The 18,183-nt window shown below is 41.0% G+C and carries 23 protein-coding genes; 5 read left to right on the top strand and 18 right to left on the bottom strand.

Features of this window, described 5'->3' with window-relative positions; all coding sequences use genetic code 11:
- Positions 1 to 333: 333 nt before the first annotated feature.
- Together BM021_RS13170 and BM021_RS13165 are read left to right on the top strand one after the other, a co-directional pair.
- Complete coding sequence (locus BM021_RS13170) at positions 334 to 1,437, top strand: AAA family ATPase (protein ID WP_177186381.1); 1,104 nt, start codon at positions 334 to 336, stop codon at positions 1,435 to 1,437.
- A gap of 9 nt (positions 1,438 to 1,446) precedes the next feature.
- Complete coding sequence (locus BM021_RS13165; protein WP_090721484.1) at positions 1,447 to 2,115, top strand: DUF3226 domain-containing protein; 669 nt, start codon at positions 1,447 to 1,449, stop codon at positions 2,113 to 2,115.
- Positions 2,116 to 2,195: 80 nt separating this feature from the next.
- On the opposite strand, the gene BM021_RS13160 is transcribed toward BM021_RS13165, so the two are convergent.
- Positions 2,196 to 2,786, bottom strand: a complete 591-nt coding sequence (locus tag BM021_RS13160) for a hypothetical protein (protein WP_090721483.1) — start codon at positions 2,784 to 2,786, stop codon at positions 2,196 to 2,198.
- A gap of 669 nt (positions 2,787 to 3,455) precedes the next feature.
- On the opposite strand from BM021_RS13160, the gene BM021_RS13155 reads away from it, so the two are divergent.
- The gene (locus BM021_RS13155) at positions 3,456 to 4,445 is read left to right on the top strand and encodes a lipase family protein (protein ID WP_177186380.1); all 990 of its coding nucleotides are present in this window, start codon (positions 3,456 to 3,458) and stop codon (positions 4,443 to 4,445) included.
- Between the two features lie 509 nt (positions 4,446 to 4,954).
- Here the strand turns inward: BM021_RS13155 and BM021_RS13150 are convergent.
- From BM021_RS13150 to BM021_RS13085, 14 genes are all read right to left on the bottom strand, one after another.
- Positions 4,955 to 5,944, bottom strand: coding sequence for a zonular occludens toxin family protein (locus tag BM021_RS13150; RefSeq protein WP_090721481.1), 990 nt, complete (start codon positions 5,942 to 5,944; stop codon positions 4,955 to 4,957).
- Positions 5,941 to 6,231, bottom strand: a complete 291-nt coding sequence (locus BM021_RS13145) for a DUF2523 domain-containing protein (RefSeq protein ID WP_090721480.1) — start codon at positions 6,229 to 6,231, stop codon at positions 5,941 to 5,943. Before BM021_RS13145 ends, BM021_RS13150 begins: the two co-directional genes overlap by 4 nt.
- Positions 6,228 to 7,571 carry a virulence factor TspB C-terminal domain-related protein gene (locus BM021_RS13140; RefSeq protein WP_090721479.1) on the bottom strand — a complete coding sequence of 448 codons (1,344 nt, stop codon included), beginning with the start codon at positions 7,569 to 7,571 and terminating at the stop codon, positions 6,228 to 6,230. The genes BM021_RS13145 and BM021_RS13140 overlap by 4 nt, the downstream gene beginning before the upstream one ends.
- A gap of 46 nt (positions 7,572 to 7,617) precedes the next feature.
- On the bottom strand, positions 7,618 to 7,938 hold the full coding sequence (locus BM021_RS13135; protein WP_090721478.1) for a hypothetical protein: 321 nt from the start codon (positions 7,936 to 7,938) through the stop codon (positions 7,618 to 7,620).
- A 5-nt stretch (positions 7,939 to 7,943) separates the two neighbouring features.
- Positions 7,944 to 8,273 (bottom strand): major capsid protein, encoded by a 330-nt coding sequence (locus BM021_RS13130; RefSeq protein WP_090721477.1) that lies wholly within the window; start codon positions 8,271 to 8,273, stop codon positions 7,944 to 7,946.
- A gap of 177 nt (positions 8,274 to 8,450) precedes the next feature.
- The gene (locus BM021_RS13125; protein ID WP_090721476.1) at positions 8,451 to 8,651 is read right to left on the bottom strand and encodes a hypothetical protein; all 201 of its coding nucleotides are present in this window, start codon (positions 8,649 to 8,651) and stop codon (positions 8,451 to 8,453) included.
- Positions 8,652 to 9,671 carry a phage/plasmid replication domain-containing protein gene (locus BM021_RS16245; protein WP_256207921.1) on the bottom strand — a complete coding sequence of 340 codons (1,020 nt, stop codon included), beginning with the start codon at positions 9,669 to 9,671 and terminating at the stop codon, positions 8,652 to 8,654. It lies immediately after the preceding gene.
- Positions 9,672 to 9,744: 73 nt separating this feature from the next.
- A complete protein-coding gene (locus BM021_RS13115) occupies positions 9,745 to 9,990 on the bottom strand; it encodes a hypothetical protein (RefSeq protein WP_090721475.1) in 246 nt (81 codons plus the stop codon).
- Between the two features lie 506 nt (positions 9,991 to 10,496).
- Entirely contained in the window at positions 10,497 to 10,784 is a 288-nt protein-coding gene (locus tag BM021_RS13110; protein ID WP_090721474.1) for a hypothetical protein, read from the bottom strand.
- 461 nt (positions 10,785 to 11,245) lie between these two features.
- On the bottom strand, positions 11,246 to 11,740 hold the full coding sequence (locus BM021_RS13105; RefSeq protein ID WP_090721473.1) for a regulatory protein GemA: 495 nt from the start codon (positions 11,738 to 11,740) through the stop codon (positions 11,246 to 11,248).
- 2 nt (positions 11,741 to 11,742) lie between these two features.
- A complete protein-coding gene (locus BM021_RS13100) occupies positions 11,743 to 12,888 on the bottom strand; it encodes an AAA family ATPase (RefSeq protein ID WP_090721472.1) in 1,146 nt (381 codons plus the stop codon).
- Between the two features lie 43 nt (positions 12,889 to 12,931).
- Positions 12,932 to 13,618 carry a hypothetical protein gene (locus tag BM021_RS15335; protein WP_177186378.1) on the bottom strand — a complete coding sequence of 229 codons (687 nt, stop codon included), beginning with the start codon at positions 13,616 to 13,618 and terminating at the stop codon, positions 12,932 to 12,934.
- Positions 13,619 to 13,773: 155 nt separating this feature from the next.
- The gene (locus tag BM021_RS13090) at positions 13,774 to 15,063 is read right to left on the bottom strand and encodes a DNA-binding domain-containing protein (protein ID WP_090721470.1); all 1,290 of its coding nucleotides are present in this window, start codon (positions 15,061 to 15,063) and stop codon (positions 13,774 to 13,776) included.
- A gap of 87 nt (positions 15,064 to 15,150) precedes the next feature.
- Positions 15,151 to 15,357, bottom strand: a complete 207-nt coding sequence (locus BM021_RS13085; protein WP_090721469.1) for a DNA-binding protein — start codon at positions 15,355 to 15,357, stop codon at positions 15,151 to 15,153.
- Between the two features lie 86 nt (positions 15,358 to 15,443).
- On the opposite strand from BM021_RS13085, the gene BM021_RS13080 reads away from it, so the two are divergent.
- Together BM021_RS13080 and BM021_RS13075 are read left to right on the top strand one after the other, a co-directional pair.
- The gene (locus BM021_RS13080; RefSeq protein WP_090721468.1) at positions 15,444 to 16,112 is read left to right on the top strand and encodes a helix-turn-helix domain-containing protein; all 669 of its coding nucleotides are present in this window, start codon (positions 15,444 to 15,446) and stop codon (positions 16,110 to 16,112) included.
- A 249-nt stretch (positions 16,113 to 16,361) separates the two neighbouring features.
- Positions 16,362 to 16,607 carry a hypothetical protein gene (locus BM021_RS13075; RefSeq protein ID WP_256207920.1) on the top strand — a complete coding sequence of 82 codons (246 nt, stop codon included), beginning with the start codon at positions 16,362 to 16,364 and terminating at the stop codon, positions 16,605 to 16,607.
- 3 nt (positions 16,608 to 16,610) lie between these two features.
- On the opposite strand, the gene BM021_RS13070 is transcribed toward BM021_RS13075, so the two are convergent.
- The 3 genes from BM021_RS13070 to BM021_RS13060 all read right to left on the bottom strand — a co-directional run bounded on the left by BM021_RS13070 (position 16,611) and on the right by BM021_RS13060 (position 17,872).
- On the bottom strand, positions 16,611 to 16,865 hold the full coding sequence (locus tag BM021_RS13070) for a hypothetical protein (protein ID WP_090721467.1): 255 nt from the start codon (positions 16,863 to 16,865) through the stop codon (positions 16,611 to 16,613).
- On the bottom strand, positions 16,862 to 17,146 hold the full coding sequence (locus tag BM021_RS13065; RefSeq protein ID WP_090721466.1) for a hypothetical protein: 285 nt from the start codon (positions 17,144 to 17,146) through the stop codon (positions 16,862 to 16,864). Before BM021_RS13065 ends, BM021_RS13070 begins: the two co-directional genes overlap by 4 nt.
- A 237-nt stretch (positions 17,147 to 17,383) precedes the next feature.
- Positions 17,384 to 17,872 carry a hypothetical protein gene (locus BM021_RS13060; RefSeq protein WP_090721465.1) on the bottom strand — a complete coding sequence of 163 codons (489 nt, stop codon included), beginning with the start codon at positions 17,870 to 17,872 and terminating at the stop codon, positions 17,384 to 17,386.
- Positions 17,873 to 18,183 lie beyond the last annotated feature (311 nt).

The following is an 18,183-nucleotide window of genomic DNA, read 5'->3' as shown; positions in this document are numbered from 1 at the left end:
CTCAAGTTGCTCCGTTCCACTTGCCTTCCGTGCCATGATGACCTCTACCAAAGGTAAAGGCTTATATTATTACTGTTTCTATCTGTAATTGGAATAAGATGTTTCCTGCGCAATTGCCAATAATTTGTATTATGTTAAATAAAAGAAGTAGGCGAGTTAATTTGAGACGAAAATCTGACAAATTTTTAAGTTTTATTTATCGGTTTTTTAGCGGATTTCAGCTATCTAATAATTAATTCAAAAGATATAGTTATAATATTCTTATTTTGGAAAACTTACGCCTGATTTACTCAGGCGTTTTTCTTTAGTTACATAACGACAGGATGTAATCATATGATCGAAAAGATCGAGATTAAAAATTACAGATGTTTTGAATCCTTGACATTAAATGGCCTAGGTCGGATAAATATAATTGTTGGGCCTAATAGTTCGGGTAAAACTGCATTAATGGAAGCTATATTCTTAGCGTCTGGAATCAACCCTGAACTTGCTCTCAGAATAAAGAAGTTTCGTGGTTTGGAAACTCGGTCTATTTCTCAAAATAAAGTCTCATATGAAGAATTATGGAAAGACCTTTTTTATGATTTCGATCAAACTAAAACAATTGAAATATCAATTAATGGATCATTGCCAGAATTTTGTAGAAACTTATCTATTGCTTACCAGCGTGACAAGCCATTAATACTTGAGCTGTCCGGAAAAGATTTATCAAAGGATAATATAACATCTGCATTAGTTCCAATCCGTTTTAAATGGAATTTTCCTTTAGGCAAATCATCAATATCTGCAGAACCTGAAATTCGTCAAGATAGTATTGAAATAAAGTTATCATTATCAATAGCAGAGCCAAATGTTGCTATAAGCCTTGATGAATTATCCTTGCCTACTAGCTTTTATACATCAGCAAATGTAATTCCTCCAGAAGAACACGCTCATTATTTTTCCCAATTAAGTATCCATAATAAAGAGCATATTATTGTCGAAGCTCTTAAATCGGAGTTTCCTTTTATTTCAGGATTGTCGGTGGAAATTTGGAGTGGAGCTCCAGCAATTTTTGCTTCTGTTGAAGGTATTAACGAAAAAATACCACTAAATTTAGTATCTTCAGGTGTTAACAAATTAATTGGTATTCTATTAGGGATAGCAATTCAGGAGGGAGGAGTAATTTGTATTGATGAGATAGAGAACGGATTTTATTTTGATCGCCTTCCATCAATATGGGAGTTACTTTTTGAATTTTCTACTAAATTTAATGTGCAAATTTTCGCTTCTACCCATTCGTGGGAGTGTCTCCAAGCTGCCAGTGATTGCGCCTCAAATTCTGTGAGAGCTTCTGATTTTAGACTTATTCAAGCATTGAACGATAAACCAGGTTTTAAAGTTCATTCTGGAGAAGCATTAATAGAAGCTATGATCCAACAAATCGATGTTCGCTAAGTTTATTCTATGCCCATACATGTAAGTAATAAAAAACTTCTAATAGTAGAAGGTAAATCAGATAAAGCTTTTTTTAGAAATTTGTTGCAAAAAAGGAATATCCAAGGATTCGATATTTTTTATCCTGGAGATAGTGATAGCAATTTAGAGGGTGAAGATGCAATTAAACAGTTTTTAGATGCACTCCCTATTATTAGGAATTTCAATGTAATAGAAAAAATTATTATAGTAGTTGATGCTGATAATGATTCCAATAAAAAATTCGAAAAATTTAAAAGAATCCTAACTGAAACTAAAGAACACCCTACTGGAAATGAAAGATATCCTGTGCCAAATTGTCTAAATTCACTTTCGACTTCAAAAAACGGCCTTTCAGTTGCAATTGTGACATTGCCATATGATGAGTCTACGGGAGCAATGGAAACATTATGTTGGCGTGCTGCAATGTCTAAATTTTCAGAATTCGAGGATTGCATAAATACTTTTGTCGATTGTGCCGGAGTAAAAAGTTGGTCACCTCAAAAACGTGATAAATTTAAATTACGTTCATATATATCGATAAAATGTGAAAAAAATCCAGACATACCAGTTACGAATTTGTGGAAACATAATCCAAATATTGTTCCTCTTGAATCAGAAGTTTTTAATCCTTTAGTTAATTATTTGGAAAAAATTTAAAAGGAATAAGGTGCCTTCAAATAGAAGGCATCAAATAGTCATTTTAGGCCGACATAGTTTTCGCTTAAAGAATTAAAAAGTTAGTCTTTAGATTCTCGGTTGCTTACAGTGATACACTGAACCCAGATAGTCCCTTTATGGTCTTTGATTAAAATCTGATAGGTTATTGCAGAAACGTTTGCTGGAACTTTTACGAAGGCATGTTCATGTGAGGTTTCGCCGACATCAATAAGATGCTCACGATTTTTTACCTCAGTAATTTCTGGCATGTAATCTTTTACTTGCATACAATATGGCTCGGGAGTATGAAACGTAGCATATATTATTATCTCATGATTCCAAATTGAAACTGAGCCGCAGTTTTCTATTTTGACATCAATCCAATGAAGATTATCGTTTTCTAATGTTATAAATCCGCTCGATGGCAAAATGTTTAATTTTGGTCTCAGTGTCCTGCCTTTAAAAAATCTAAGATAAGCTAGAATCCCCCCGACAAGAAGTACAAGCGAACTCAGTATCTTAGTTATTCCATCAATCTCATCCTTGTGAGATTTAAAATCGATGTACGCGAACCAACCTTCCTTAATACCTACCGCCATAAGCAAGAATATAGTGAGCAATATTAACCACGGAATCCATCCTTGGCTCTCATGCCACGGTGCTTTTTTCATCGTTATGAAAAAAAGAGCCTATATATTAAGTATGCTATAAGTCCCAGTAACAAAATAAATATTAAAAATGGAGGAAGCAAATTATTCGGGGGTAATTGACTAGGTAAAGGATTTCTTGGAGGTTCTATCATATTGATTTTTAGAATTAAACATAACAAAATAAATTTTAAAAATTGGAAAAGCCAACTAGTAGATAATTGGTTTCTAATTTCATTTCGGGATCAGATTCTTAATCTTAAGTTTATTCACACCGGATGACCTTATTACTATACAAGATCTAACTGAGGAAGAGAATTAACTAGCTTTCAAAGTCTTTCTATAAGCTTCTAATCTAGCTTCAGTTCGCTCATTCCTAGGATTAGCTAGATGTCGGCATAATAACCGAATTTCTTCCGCATCAGCACCCAGTGCAATGAGTCGCTTCTTTTCCTTTGCAACATACCGATAATATCGACGCTTCACAGGCCTATTACGCCTGTAGTAGCGGATGAACCAATAAAGACTATAAAGTTTTCCAGTCATATTAGGCAAAAATAGCCTCCAACGGCAGGCAATAAAAAATATAAACCCGCTTAGCAGTATGGTAGAGTCAGAGTAATAAAAATTTCATGCTACCATTCTTTCCCGTGTACTTGAGTTAGGTATCACATGCAACCATTGGGAGACATCATGGACTTCTACCACGAAGCACGACGCCTTGTAAGCACCATTGACTGGGAAGACGATCAGTTTAACTGGCAAAAGGCCTTCGTGGCAGCAGCATTTGCCGCTGTCGCATACGAGGAGGTGCCTCAGTTTGAGCTCAAGAAATCGAAACGCGCGAAGCTGATCCCATGCGACCGTTATCAGGCCCACATCTCACGTTGGGAAACCGAGCAGCGTCACGCTTCAGCGAAAGATTTTGTCAAGGACTTGGAGATCCCCGAGATCGAGGTGATCGTCCGAGATCGAGTACTCATCATAATCTCTCACCTCAGAAGCGTGATCTTTGTGTCCTTCCGTGGCACCACGTTGTCATTTGCCGACTTCAAGGCTGACCTGGACATTAGAAAAATACGGTACCCATTAGAATTCGGACAGTCTGTTCGTCTTCATCGAGGCTTCTTTGATGCTGTCATTGAGTGCTTTGATGAAGTCATCGAATGCATCCAGAAAATCAACAAAGATCTGAACGTGCCCGTGTACATTACTGGCCACTCCCTCGGTGGGGCGATGGCAGCAATCTTCTATGCAAGACTCGATTTCTATGCAAGGCTTGATCAATCGAAATTTCCTTCTTTCGGTCATTATCGGCATCTTCGCATTCCTTCCGCTACCTGTTGCTATTCCTTCGGAATGCCGCGCTACGGTGACACCAGTGCCAAGTCCCTCCTTCCGCAGCCGTACCACACGTTTAACGAACTCGACATAATACCGATTCTGCCCCCGAAACTGCTAGGCTTCGCTGATTCAGCTAACGAAAGGTGCTTGAACGCTATCCCTGATGTCATCGCAATCAGCAAGGGGGACTTTCCTCTACGCAAAAAAAAGGGCATAGTAAATGTTCTTGGCATATCTGATCATCGAATGGAACGTTACGTTGAACGCACAAATGCCATGCGCGAGAAATATAAATCGTCTAGCAATACGGATAGGGGTCATGATGAAATGCCATATTAAAGCTATAAAACTGTTGTGACCCGCGACGGGAACATTACCGCCCTCAAACCGTAAACTATTTCGCTGCGCGAAATTTTGAGCCTCTGTAAGATTCCCTGCTAGTCCTAGTTATTCCTGTCAATGCCAAATACCAGCTTTTCAAAACGCTTACGAGACATCAAACGGAAAGCACGTAAAAGGGAACAAGTACCAACAAATACAAAAGCATAAACGTATATGCAAATATCCTTAATAACTTTCATCAATAACACTTAGCAAGAACGTAAATAATAGGAAGGGCTATTTAAAGCAACTGCTGTACAGTGAATAGTTAATGATCCTCTTAGATCAGAATTAGTAATGAATCTGGAACATTCAGTTAGTGAACTGTGATAAAGCAAAATAACGCGCGGTTTACCATGTGAAGTACGCCTATCAGTAGCAACAAAGTGATCAAATCCATACTTTAAAGCTTGTTCAAGTGATAGTTTTAATTCAGGACTTAATTGCTTATTAACCATAATTTCCCCTTATGATTGTTTTCCAGGCCAGCCATGCTTAGCACCTATTCGGCAAGTTTCATTAGGTACGACTAAACGCTCTGCATTGTGGCCGTAACAGATACATTGTGTTTCATTGGATAAACAGCCGCCAACCTTCGACCAATCGACTTGATCAGATACAACATAATTAATCGTCCTTACAGGCTGTGGAACATGAACAGGCTGTGCTGGCTGCGGTGTTTGTGGTGCTTTTTCTGGTGTTAAAGTTTTTTCTAAAGCTTTTTCTTCCGCAATTAAAGTAGTTTCTTGATTAGGCTTTGCCCTATCCATCACTGAGTGATAGCTCTTATAGGCAAAGTAGCCAACGAATACGATAATGAGCGGTATCAGGTAAGCGAAGATGGGAACCGTCATTTTTTGCGTGACGTGCATCGATGCAGATCGGTAAAGACCATAGGCTTGCTTAGGCAACTTGTAATTGTTTCTGACTGCGCTCATGCGACTACTGACTGCGCGTGTGGTTGAGCAGTATTCAGGCCACTCGAATATTTGTCTGCCAAACCAGCTTTTACGAATATGCAAATGCTTATCGACGACTGCGAGCACTTTTTGATGGACTAGTTGAGGAGCTTGCGTAATCAGCACAATTTCAAGGCCGTGATGACGGTGCTTGGTTAAGTAAGTAATATCTTCTGACGGTTCTTTGCTGCCGCCAGAAGGCCATAGGTTTTGAACTTCATCTATTACTATAAGAGAGCCTTCCTGAAAATTTAAAAGCTTGCTAGGTATCTCATCTTCTGGAAGATCTTGCTGGTATTCGTTGGCGATTTCTATATATTCGCGCTCGTGCCACTTACGGATGTCTTTATAGCCTTTGCGAATGGTCGGAAGCTTGAGTTCCGGTATTGCAGCCGTGTAAATGGTTCTGCCTGCTTCTACCGCAGGCTTAAGGATGTTCCAGACTGCATAAATGGTTTTTCCGGCGCCTGGTACCGCTGTAATCAATGTGATACTCATTTGTTTAGAACCCCTATCACTTTACGTTGTGCATTGAATCCAACGCGAAAAAGCATGGCTGCGGATATGATTCCTAAGCCTTCCCCGATTCCTGCTAAACCTGCAAGGCCGAGTACCGCACTCGGAAGCCCTAAATAGTGTTCTTTGGCAAATTGAATGGCTTGTTCCATGATTAAAGTTACCGCTTGATAGCTGAGATAACCGAGGCCAAGCGAAGATAAAACACGCTTGGCTAATGGGCCTATTACACGGTCAAGGAATTCGCCTAATGGTGCTAAGATATTCATTCAACCTTTACTCCTGAAATAATGAACATGGCTGATATTGCAGCTATGAAAAGAAGAACTGGTTTAACTTCAATCGCAAAATCACAAGTTGGCTGAAAATCAAAGGTTAGCGTTCCATAGTGATAGTTAATTGTTTCATCTGCAGGACAAAAACCATCACCCCACGATTCAGGCGTTTCAAGATCGGCATCTACTTCTTCCTGTTCAATGTCAGAATCCGGAACATCATCAAATGATATGGTGATCGGTTCGGATGGCTTGTCTGGTGGTGGCTGATTAGTGTAGCTGGTGGATGTAGTGCTATTGATGAGCGTATTGTTGATGTCGTAATTGCTGACAGTGGTTTTTTCCTTGACGATGACACGCCCCGGACTTTCAGCGGTTGCAGCGTCGACTATTTCAGCTTCAGTGGTGGTTACTTTGCTTCCTGTTGCGTTGCCATTCTGATCTTTGGTTACTGTGGTATCTTCTGATATGACCTTCTTTGGCGTATTGGTCATGGTCGGTAAGCCAATCGGTATATCAGCTAACTTGTCCATGAGCTCGCCCATGAAACGAACATCATTTAAGAGCGGTTGCTTAGCGTCCCAATCTGATGATGTTGCAACGTGTGGCTGTGTCAATCCGGTTTTTTCACAGGTGGATGTTGAGGTGTTTAGCGTATATTGGGATGCACAGCCTGTTAATTTAGATGTATTGGACGCATAGAAAACAGTGGAGCCGTAGCTTGGATGGGTGGCATAACATCTATAATTAGCCGCATCTATCTGTTCAATGTGATGGAATACCGCACCCTGTGCAACATTGGCATCAAGCCTTGGTTGATAAGAACAACCAGATGTAGGATTAGGAAAGCTAACATTATTCCAGCCTGTCCAGCTTCCATCACTTAAAGGGTATGTATTGGGTAATGTAGGGTAAGGATCGGTGGCTCCCATCATCCACTGACCAGCCTGATTGCAAATGGTTGTCAGTTCACAAACCAGCGCAGCGGCAGTTACACCCATACCAACCGGACCAGCTACAACAGCTAATCCCCTTACAACCTTTCCAAATCTTGCAATATCAGCTGTAGAAGATCTGTCTATATCAAATGTTTGGATGCCTTTTGATGTTTGTACTAACGCTTGTTGTGAGCTGGTTAGAATATTGTTTACGGCTGTTCTGGTGCTGGTGTTGTCTGGAAATGCTTTTGAATAGGTTCCATCAGTGCCTTTTATCCAGCCGGCCAAGTCAACAGAGCCCACAGGTGCGGATTGAGAAAAAGATTCAGATGGCATTAGAAATAGAAAAAACAACAGGTAAAACACCAGGTGTTTTAGCTTCGCAGTAATATCCATACGCCACCTATAATCGCGATAAAGACTGCTATTTCGTAGAGTGTGATCATGGCCTTCCTTTGAGAACGTCTGATAATTTCTTAGCTGTCCAGGCTGCAACCCATACGCCGACCACAAGCCAGCTTAATTCGATGACATCAGCAATTACTGGCGCTGTATCGCAGGCTATTTGTTCAGGTATGTAAGTTTGCTGGTTGGTTGTGCCAGTGGTTGGGATAGCTTCAACAGTCAGTAATATTTCTGTTGCTGTTGGAGTGCATTTGATTGATGAGCTACCGTCAATTGTAATTACTGGACAATCTGCCGCGATGACTTCATGCAATTGCTCGACAGTGTCAAGGCACAGATTTTTGTAACGGTAGCCCATGATGCTTACTTGCCGCTCAGAACACGTTTTAACCAAACGAATGCTACAATCGCGACAATCACGCCCATCACTAAAGCACCGATGGCACCAACGTCAGCAACAGCATCGCCAATGCCAGTAGTTACTGATGCGGGTACAGCTGCGTGAGCGACTGAAGCAAAGAAATTTGTTACAACAAAAGCAGCAAAAGTCACAAGCAAGGCCAGCTTTGCCTTGAACATCAGGCGAAGCTGGTTAATGTAGTTAGCAATCATTAACGCTTGCTGCATCAGCCAGCCAAGCATCAAGGACAGCAGGAAAACCACATAAGCTTGCATTTTTGATACGAGATACATAATTAATACTCCTTAACAGTTAGTGAAACGGTGCGAAATTGCACCCCATACGCCCCAGCGAGCGTATAGGCTGAAATCTAGAAATACATGCCCCAGATAAACACGAATGCACCTGATAGAAACATGGAACCAAGAAATAAGGTAAGGTTAGTGATTGCTCTCATGTTGATTGCTCCTTTAAGATAGTTTTCTGGTTTGAAATAAATAACCCATCATTTCAAAGTACTTGTTCATCATTACTTGATGTTGTCTGGTAAATACTCTTTTCCTAGAGCCTGTTGCAGAAAGTTTGATTTGCTCAGTTTGTAGCGCTTTTAGACGGTTGAATTCGCGCTTATGGTTTTCTGAAAGTAAGTCGTAACCTGTTATTTGGTTCATTTATTCACCTACTACTTTTAAGTGTGGATGATCGTCTTCCAGGCTGTACCAGGAAGGCTTGGCCAAGGGCTTAAGTTCAACAATCTGTACTTTCACAGGGAATTGCTCGACATTGCGCGGTTCGAGAATGTCAATGCCGTACTCTCTGAGTATTTTTGCGTGCCGGTATAACGTACCGTTACTCAACAGATTTCTAAGGTCTTGCCCTGCCAACCATGCAGAGGCATAAACACGGCTTTTAGGTGGAATAGCATCTAGAATGTCCGGCTCGTCACTGCGATCCACGCGATTGAAAATTTCCGTTTCATCGTGAAATACCTTGATGAGCTTCTCATCCGTGATGTTTTCCAGCCGATTCAAGCCTTCATCAAACAGCAAGCGTTTTTTAAGTTCGATTTCCACGCGCACTACTCCTTGTTCTTTGCACCAGATATAAGCAGGATCATCTTCAGCGCACCCGTGCTTTAACATTTCAATGTGCTTAATGTAGGCTTTGAGCATGTGGCGGGTATTGACCCACCAGACTGACTCATCCCCTGCCCGGCCTTTCTTCATTCTGGATACAGATCGATTGGCAAGCCATCGGATAAGTGCTCTGGCTTGTGATTCTGAACCCGTCGCAAAATTACAGGTGATGTCCAGACGAGATACTCGCGCACCCAATGATTCTGTGATATGCGCTGAAGACTCCATTCTTCCGGGAGTAAAAGCTGGTAAGCCTCGAGCCAGGCAAATTCGATTAGCTTTTTCAAGGGTTTGTTGCCATCCCAGGTTGAACAGATTGTCTTTGCGAGAAAACCTGCCGACGTTTCCTGAGAGTGATACATGCTTACCGTCACTTTTAAGCCTGATACTTGTTTCAAATGATCCCGGAAAAGACGCGGGGCAAACTCTTTCATGGCGCGCATTGCCGATGGCGTCATAATTGACGATGACTCCGTTGCAATAGACTGGGAGTTGTTCGTCAGTCGTATGTAACTGAGAAATGGTGATCCAATCGATAAAGATTTCATTGGCCATGTCCTTAACCGGGTATCAATTTGATATCAATTTTTCCCAAATTGGGAATGAACGGACTAGTGTTACTATCCGATTAAGCAACTTTTGGAGCTTGCTGAGGTTGAACATTTGAAACTCCAACCACCATATTTTTGATTTCACCAAAGTGAAGAACCTGCTCAATGGTCAGGTCAAGATAGGTAGGATCTTTGAGGTTTTTGAAGTGATGAAATATTGCTGGATCTAATTCCATGGTTGCAGGGTCAGTGCCGTAGCCTTCTTGGTTATAAGTTCCTTGTGAAATGTTCTGAACTGGAAGGCTGACAGTAATAATGTACATATCGTAAGGTTTGCCAGTGTCTTTCTTAGTGCCGTGTGTACGTTTTACATTGTTAACTAACCCTCTGCATAATGCCAAGCTGTATGAGTGGAGTTAAGGCGGAAAGATGTCCGCCCTAAAGATTCAGGAATATGAATTGAAATTGATTGAGAAGCGGGTGGGAGGCCGGACGTCCCTCCATCAACGAATCATGGAAACGTTTCTGTAGACTCCGAAAATTTCTACAGCTCACCCGCATAAAAGAAGAGCAAAACCGGCGCCGGATTCGAACCGGATCATGATGGCGTAATCGCAATCAACCGTTCCCATTGGAAACAACCAGATTCGCTCAAAACTGCAACGGGCGGGAGGCCGGACGTCCCTCCATCCATCGGTGCTTAACACCCAAGTCTGTGGACTCCGAAATTTCCACAGCTCACCCGTTAAAAATATTCTATACCCTACTTTGACTTACTTCCATATCTTTTAGAATGGGCGGATTAACTGATGCATTGTCCCGCCATTCGTTAGACTTCATTCACCGGCCGCAGGCTGTTGACGTAATCGCATCGCGATTTAAGGTTATTAACGGTAGCGATTGCAAATTCTGCGAGCATGTTGGTATCCAGTACCATGCCTTTATTGATCGCTTCCAGCATCTCTTTTTTGGTCATCACGCAAGCATCGGGCGGCACCGGCTTTGTATGTATTTTGCCCTCATGATCAAAGCTGATCAGCCAGCGGCCGTCTTTCAGAGCTGGGATAGCTGCGAGAATTACTTGAATCTCTGGATCTTGTTTTGTTTTAGTTGGCATAGCGGCTTCCTTTAAATTGTATTTCTTCCGCTTGCCCATGGTATTCAAAAGTGAAAATATTGCTCCGGAACGGAACGGGGATATGGTTTTGTTGCATGGTATACTCCTGTATTAGCGTTTAAACCTTCCGCTACCCCACTGTCAAATAGGGAGGCGGAACTGTGCAGGTTGACAGACCGGATACAGGAACCGGCGAGCATAAAGCTCCCCCCACAGCCCGCCAGAAACTGGCTTACTGCTGTTAGTTACGGATAAAAAAGGCATTTAAGCAGCTTATCCGCCTGTATTCGGGCTGTCAAACCCGGCGCGGTGTTGACCGCGGCTTTTAATCACTTCGACTCGCCCTAATGAGCGCGTCAAAGTAAATTTCTGAACTCTGCGTTAAAAACGCCAAAAACGCTTTATATCGCGTTAAATAGTTTTCGTATATCCTTTCTATTAATTGTTATTTTCATGCGAAATTAACGCGCGTTTAACGGTGTTCTTGGGGCATGTTTATCTTTGTCATGATGCTCATTTTGCAGCTTCTTGTATTCCTGCCATTTTTCCAACCCGACAATGACATCCGAGATAGATTTTCGGGTAAGGAAACGCGGACTTTCTAATTTTGTAACACGCTTGACGAAAGTTGCAAACTGCGAAGTCGTGGCATTGCCCAATCCCAGTTGACGAGCAAGCGTTTCCATTTTTCGCCATTGAACTTGTGTCGGCCGGTTCGGTGCATTGCCTGTGATTTTGCGTTCAAGGTAGCCTTGTTGCTTTAACTGGTTGACCAGGTCATTTAATTGTTTATCAGTCAAATCCTTGCAACTGGATTTTCCGGTCAGCTTTTCCAGCCAGGCGCGATATTCAAAACTGCCGTGTTCAAGATCAAGATGTTGTGCGGCAATATGCACCATCGCTAACAATTTTGAGTGAGCTGTTTGTTTAGATTGTTTCAAACCATTTGTCCGCATGATCAACCTTTCAATGCCATACTTATACTGGTATAGGTAATCTCATCATACTTATGCAAAGCCAAACGATAAGCATCGGTAAGCGTACGTAAACCACCGTCCCCCGTACCCAGTTTTAAGGATATTTCGCGCTCTGATTTTCCTGAAACACCCCAGGTCGACATGATCAGATCAATATCGTTTTCTGTCGGCTTTTTTGCTTTTATAGGCAATATGCGGCTGGATAATTGGATGCTGTTGCGGCTTTTCTTGGTACGATCGTACACTTCACCATTGCTTAACAATGCGATGCCAAACAAACCGCGATCACAAAAATTGCGCAACGAATTGATGATATTCAAACCATGCGGCCGTACATTACCGTGAAATTGTCCGATATGCTGCGCTTCGTCGATAATCAGTAAACCATGCAACTTACTACTGCACAATTGCGCTATCCGCTCATTCATTCCATATTCCGATGCCCTGTCAGGGTTGCCGTTTTCAAACATGCCGCTATCCCCTTCTATCGCTTTAATGATTTCCCATGTAATCAATCTGTTGCTGATATTGCATTCACTTAAGGTTATCATCCAGACAGGGCAATCAAAACCTTCCGCCTTTTGGCATTGCGACAAATAATGCTTGGCTGCCGTAGTCTTACCGCTACCGGGCGGGGTGGAGATTTCAACTATCCTGCATAATTCTCGCGACATCTGGAATCCTGCGACAATGCTGCGAAAAACACTGGTTTCTACAAACCCGGGATTATTCTTTCTGAGTGCCCGTTCAGCATCGAGGTCGATAAACAATTTTTCCAGTGCCGTTTCAATTTGTTCAGCAAGCGACGGCTCTCCCGTATAACGACTTGGAAGACGCATATTCTCGCTGCTCTTCGACCACTCAACCAGGCGGTCATACCATAAATTTATATATCCCCTGTCATTGAAATCTTTTGGCTTTGTAATGTTTGCAATTTTCTGAAGCGTATTGTTATTTTGTGACAATTCATCAGCCAGGCGATGATTAAGCCTTTCATACCGGGCTATATCATAGGGTGCATGATTTTGCGCTTGTGGTTCGCATCTTCTTATTGCATCCAACTCATTATCCGAGATAGCTTGATTGCCTTGCTCTCTCTTGCCTTCCGTAATATTTTGCTCTAACATTTCCGCTCCTTATAAGTAGAATTAAGTGTCGTATCTGAATCATTCAGGTTGCCGCCTGAATGATTCGCCCCGCTCGTTCTGGCTTCCAATCTGCAAAGCGTTTATCTTCTTTTTCCCGGCGCTTGCGTTCGAGTTCCTCAATTTCACTATTGATATTGTTGTCCGGGATAACTGGTCGCTCCACTGGCTTTATTAATTCACCTGTTTCTGTATTCAGGATACTGCCGTCTTCCTGAATATGAATGATGTTTTCTTGCTCTATTGGCAATGCCTTAGGCAGCTTTAATATATCCATCAGATTTGATTGCAACAAATCCGACAATCCTTCATTTGTTAGAACAGGCAGTGACTCTGTTTTATTGATGCGCTCTTTTACGGCTCTGCCAGAAGCACTTGCCTTTTTCAATTCGAAAGAGCGCTTTTTCAATATCTCACCACCGGCTATTTTATCATTATGCGGTATATGAGCTTTATAAGCAGCTTCTCCCATGTAGATAGCGCCGTCATAAATTAACGCTGGTTCTTTGGGATCGGACGGATCGGGAAGAATATCGTAGGAATAGCCGCGTTTAACTTCGGAATTATCTTCCGGCATATATTCAACCTGTCCAAAGCCTGGGATTGTTAGTTGAAAAACTTGCTGTTTGCTTAGTACGCGGCGCAATACCAGAGGACGCATTGCGCGTATATGCTCTACTGATGCGGGTCTTTTGGTATAGTTTTGCATCAAATGATTGTATAGCTCAAATGGTGACATTCCATTCATGCCCTGCCCTCGATGTTTGCCAAACTCACCTTTTGCCCATGCAACTATACAAGCGGATAAGCGCTTCGTGTATTCTTCAATTGGTATGGCATATTTCTTGTCACAATTTTCCGGCCGCTTTACAGGATTGGAACCTGTATAAGCAGCTCCACATAGCTTATCAACATTTTTGCAATCACATTCCACCATGATTCAATAGCTTTTGCCGCACCGTGATAAGGTGTCGCCCATAATGGCTCAACACCTAAGCGGGTGAGTACTCCGATAGGTTGATTTTTTATTACAGTATAGCGAAAAGGGCTTTTTTGCCCACCAGTGAATGGATTGTTAGAATATTCAGGGCCATTATCAATATGAAAATATGTCGGTATTGTTCCCGTCAACAATACCGCATTACGAAATGCGTCAATGACTAATTCCGCATTGGTGGTTCTGTATACCTTAATTGCAAGCGGCATGCGTGTTCTGATATCCCGAATAACAACGCACCAAGGGCGATCTATTGTGCCGTCTGGCCATAAACAGAATACGTCCGCTTTACGACCATCGGATTCCCATACCTCATGAACTGCACGCGTTGTGTAATCTCGTTTGAGGTGCGGCAGGCTTTCTTTTAATGCGGTTCTGCCCTTACGTAACAGTATTTTTTCATTCTCGGGCACATCATCTTCCCAACGTCTTAAGAATGTTCTGCAACTAGGTAATTCACCCCAGCCATTCTGGACAGCAGCTTTGACCGTTTCACGATAGATGGCCGTTGCGTCCGGTTCAGATAGTTGTCCATACTCTCTACGGAAAAAAAACCATGCATCAGGATGAATTTCTGTACGGGAGCGACCTTTATGATCAGGGGCAAGCATAACTTCCCAATACTGGCGCGGGTGTTTTGCTATGCGTTGCTCCCAACGCCATAATGTGGCCCTGGAAATATCCTTATAGTGTGATTCAATGATTTCTAGTGCTTTTTTCCTCTTAAAGCCGCCTTTCAGTAATTTTAAGTATTCATCAAGAATATAAACCCTTCGCTGTGCTTCTTCTTTAATTCCAGCGGCTTTTCGACTGTATTGGTCTGCTATAGCTTCGTATACTTCTGCATCAAAAGGATGATTCTCTTGTTTGTGTTTTAGTACTGGTAGCGTGGAATTAGCTGGTTTGTGGTGTTTAAGCCAGTATTCGGCTTGAATAGATTCCGGTAGGCTGGTTAAGAGAATTTCATAACGTTTTCCTATTTTACGGAAGATATAGCGCCCTCCTCTATAGCTGCCTTCTCGTTCCGCACAAGATTCACGAATTGTTGCTACGTTCAATCCGTTTAGATAAGAAACTTCGGTAATAGTGAGCCAAATATTCCCATCAAAACCCGCGATAGTTTTTTTAGATGATATTTTTTTTATCTCAATGTTACTCATTGTTCTATATTTATTTTTCTCTTAATCGCTGGTTTTGATACATCCCGCGCAAAACCCGCGATAACTCGTTTCAAGCATCGCGGGTTTTTACTCGATAATTTCCCCATCTTTAATGCCCAAAGTTACTGCAATTTTGTGACCAACTCCTCGAGTACCTGCATTAGTTCCATTCAGAACCTGGAAAACTGTAACAGGAGAAAAACCATTATTTTTTGCCCAACTAGCCATGCTGATCCCTTTGCGAATAAAATCATCGCGTACTTGTTGCGGTGTGCGTATGTTTCGTGTTTTCATGAACACCTCATTATCAAAATAAACACAAATAGTTCCAAATGGAACCAAATATATAGATCCAATCGGAACCTTGTCAAGGATTTTTTATGAATATTGGCGAAAGGCTAGTGCAGGAAAGAAAAAGGCTTGGTCTAAGTCAGGCAGCTTTCGCTAAGCAAGTTGGAGTTTCTCTTAGTAGTCAGAAACGCTATGAATTAGGAGAAAGAGAGCCAGATATCAGCTACTTGGAGCGTGCAATAAAATTAGGGGTAGATATTAGTTATATTTTAACCAATATAAAACATGGACAGGGCTATTGTAGTCAGCTTGGAATTGATGAGTTCGACGCGATTGAGATCTTGGGAGCGATTGCAAAGCTTCTCAAATTTACTAAAGAAGATTTTTCAGCGGTCAAACAATCTGTTGATACAACAATGGAAAATGATATCTATAGAAATTTATCACCAGATGATCGTGTGTTAGCGTATGAAGAATTTATCTTAATAGCTGTTTCTAAGTTATTGAATAAAAAATCACAAACTAAAGAATTTTTAGCTTCTGTTGAAGTAGACTGCACAATGCTTTGCGACATTCTTGAAAGTATTGAATTAAGTCAGCAGAAAAATAATTTCATGCTTTCACCACATAAGAAAGCACGAGTTGCTGTGATACTTTACCGTTCTTTTAAAGCAAGTGGAAAGGTTGATCACAAATTGATAGAGGATACTGTCGCTATATCAGCGGAGCCGCTGAGTAACTCTAGAAATGATATTTGATCATTATTTTCGGATTATTTGGCACTAAGCAATTTTTTAATGTTTTTGCTTCCCATGTCATTAAAAGTTGACTTCATTTCCTAAAAACCATTTTTTTATCAAAAGCGACTCATTTTCGTCGCATTTTTGTTTCATTTCTTCTGACTTTTGTCCTATTTTTTGACAAAATGTTTCAAACCTAAATTTCAGTTTGATTTTCTAAAATTATTTTATTAATAAATACTTACTGCCTTTTTCTTCTTTCTTTTGATGCTTCAAAATGACACACCCCCCTCACCTGAGTGGAGAAATGGTTTTGCACCACATGAAATCAGAGCCTTATTCTGGAAATGCCAGCAGATTAATAGCTTGCAGCAAGAAATTGATTTGCTGAAGAAAGAGTTAGAAAGGAGAAATGAAGAGCTTAATAAGCTTGAGGTTAAAGCTGATTTCTATAGGCGTCAACTGGTACTTGAGAGCCGGTTTGGGCTTATTTTACAAAGGACTTTTTCTTAAACTTTAACTAAAAGATGAAGCACGCTCACGAAATTCATTGGATGTGGCGAGATATGGATGTGGAAATTCTGAGTGTGTTTCATCAGCAATATTTTTGAGTGTCTTGATTGCGTCAATAACCAGATTCCTAGCAGTTTCGAAATCTTCTTCAAATACGCTGATGTTGGGAAATTCAGCTACCCTACCAACATATAAAATTTCATCGTCGATTTCTTCTTTCCGAATCGTGATCGTATAAGCTTCTGGATCAAATTTCATTGTAGGTACTCCTTAATAACTTCTTCGTGTTGCTTTACAAATTTGTATAGCTTTTTAATATACGGACGTTTAACAGCTTCACCCTTATTATGACCACAATTATAGTTAGGATACTCAATTAAAGATACGGCTGGGTGTCTTGCGATTTTATGACCGGCACTTCCGCAGTTTTCAATTTGAAATCCTAGAGCTATCAGGAGATTGGTGAATTCATTGCATGATGTGTTTGCGCTAGTGGTTAGATCATCTAGTTTTTTAAGAAGTTTTTCAAAGTCTGGCATGTACCGCAATAATAGGAATTTATTCGGAGAAATTCTAGTAACAAGAGACGATATCGAAAAATGGGAATATACCAGTAAAAACTATATAGTAAATTAGAATGTAATAGAAAAAATCAAATAGGCTAAAAAGAAATGGGACTTTTCAGTAGTGCTACTAAATATAACATCATATTACTAAATAAAAAACGCCTGAATACTCAGGCGTTTTTATATACATTTCTCCGATTTCACATTTTATCAACAACTAATCTTAAAATTGTCGAAAGATGATTTCAGGTTGCCGTTAGCATCGAGTGTGAGGTGTCCATCAGCGGTATAACGCAGATCCGGCACTTCCCTGTCTAACGAGATAATTACACCACCAGATTGAAAGTTACTAACATATGTTCCATTAAAAGCAGAAAGATGCTCTATGAATGTCCCACCTTCCCCAGCATCGATATACTTGGCGCCGGTGACCAAACCCACGGCAGTGCCGCGGATGCGGATTGAATTTTGTAAATGGAATCCACCGGAACCATCTTCCACCAACACTAGCTGAGATTGAACAACACCAGTTAAGGAAAAAAGCTCTCCATTACAGTTGTTCAAACCAGTCAATTCGATTGGCTCCCAGCCGGTGCGGAAAATTTGCACAGAATTCGTACTTGTAGTGCTCGCAAAGGTGACTGGAGCAATCGCGAAAATAAAAACAAAAGTCATGATTAATATATGCACTCGTTTCATTTTTTATTCTCCTTTGATAGTGATACGTAGCCAGCACGATGAGTAATTTCCAAAAGGAAACAATAGTAATACTCAAGCTATTAATTAAATAATATGACATCTGTCAAAATTTCAAGCTTCACTTGATCAAATCAGTGATTAGCAGTCAACTGCCAATCAGCTAACTAATCAGCACTTATCAGAATAATTCTTATCTATTAAATAAAGAATAAGCAAATAACTCAGTGAGGTAAGCCCCCGGCTTTGCCGGGGGACTCGCAGTGGTTTGACCTATACGAAGGTCATTGAGAATCTTCTATCTCGACCAAGAG

Origin of the sequence: Nitrosomonas sp. Nm166 (assembly GCF_900112825.1) — a bacterium.
Lineage (GTDB): Bacteria > Pseudomonadota > Gammaproteobacteria > Burkholderiales > Nitrosomonadaceae > Nitrosomonas.
The sequence above is the reverse complement of the archived record's forward strand: the minus strand, read 5'-3'. Positions and strand labels throughout refer to the sequence as shown.

Bases quoted from the DNA above. Each gene is read 5' to 3' on its own strand.
- BM021_RS13170 (WP_177186381.1), top strand. From the start codon at position 334: ATGATCGAAAAGATCGAGATTAAAAATTACAGATGTTTTGAATCCTTG.
- BM021_RS13165 (WP_090721484.1), top strand. From the start codon at position 1,447: ATGCCCATACATGTAAGTAATAAAAAACTTCTAATAGTAGAAGGTAAA.
- BM021_RS13160 (WP_090721483.1), bottom strand. From the start codon at position 2,786: ATGAAAAAAGCACCGTGGCATGAGAGCCAAGGATGGATTCCGTGGTTA.
- BM021_RS13155 (WP_177186380.1), top strand. From the start codon at position 3,456: ATGGACTTCTACCACGAAGCACGACGCCTTGTAAGCACCATTGACTGG.
- BM021_RS13150 (WP_090721481.1), bottom strand. From the start codon at position 5,944: ATGAGTATCACATTGATTACAGCGGTACCAGGCGCCGGAAAAACCATT.
- BM021_RS13145 (WP_090721480.1), bottom strand. From the start codon at position 6,231: ATGAATATCTTAGCACCATTAGGCGAATTCCTTGACCGTGTAATAGGC.
- BM021_RS13140 (WP_090721479.1), bottom strand. From the start codon at position 7,571: ATGGATATTACTGCGAAGCTAAAACACCTGGTGTTTTACCTGTTGTTT.
- BM021_RS13135 (WP_090721478.1), bottom strand. From the start codon at position 7,938: ATGGGCTACCGTTACAAAAATCTGTGCCTTGACACTGTCGAGCAATTG.
- BM021_RS13130 (WP_090721477.1), bottom strand. From the start codon at position 8,273: ATGTATCTCGTATCAAAAATGCAAGCTTATGTGGTTTTCCTGCTGTCC.
- BM021_RS13125 (WP_090721476.1), bottom strand. From the start codon at position 8,651: ATGAACCAAATAACAGGTTACGACTTACTTTCAGAAAACCATAAGCGC.
- BM021_RS16245 (WP_256207921.1), bottom strand. From the start codon at position 9,671: ATGGCCAATGAAATCTTTATCGATTGGATCACCATTTCTCAGTTACAT.
- BM021_RS13115 (WP_090721475.1), bottom strand. From the start codon at position 9,990: ATGTACATTATTACTGTCAGCCTTCCAGTTCAGAACATTTCACAAGGA.
- BM021_RS13110 (WP_090721474.1), bottom strand. From the start codon at position 10,784: ATGCCAACTAAAACAAAACAAGATCCAGAGATTCAAGTAATTCTCGCA.
- BM021_RS13105 (WP_090721473.1), bottom strand. From the start codon at position 11,740: ATGCGGACAAATGGTTTGAAACAATCTAAACAAACAGCTCACTCAAAA.
- BM021_RS13100 (WP_090721472.1), bottom strand. From the start codon at position 12,888: ATGTTAGAGCAAAATATTACGGAAGGCAAGAGAGAGCAAGGCAATCAA.
- BM021_RS13090 (WP_090721470.1), bottom strand. From the start codon at position 15,063: ATGAGTAACATTGAGATAAAAAAAATATCATCTAAAAAAACTATCGCG.
- BM021_RS13085 (WP_090721469.1), bottom strand. From the start codon at position 15,357: ATGAAAACACGAAACATACGCACACCGCAACAAGTACGCGATGATTTT.
- BM021_RS13080 (WP_090721468.1), top strand. From the start codon at position 15,444: ATGAATATTGGCGAAAGGCTAGTGCAGGAAAGAAAAAGGCTTGGTCTA.
- BM021_RS13075 (WP_256207920.1), top strand. From the start codon at position 16,362: ATGCTTCAAAATGACACACCCCCCTCACCTGAGTGGAGAAATGGTTTT.
- BM021_RS13070 (WP_090721467.1), bottom strand. From the start codon at position 16,865: ATGAAATTTGATCCAGAAGCTTATACGATCACGATTCGGAAAGAAGAA.
- BM021_RS13065 (WP_090721466.1), bottom strand. From the start codon at position 17,146: ATGCCAGACTTTGAAAAACTTCTTAAAAAACTAGATGATCTAACCACT.
- BM021_RS13060 (WP_090721465.1), bottom strand. From the start codon at position 17,872: ATGAAACGAGTGCATATATTAATCATGACTTTTGTTTTTATTTTCGCG.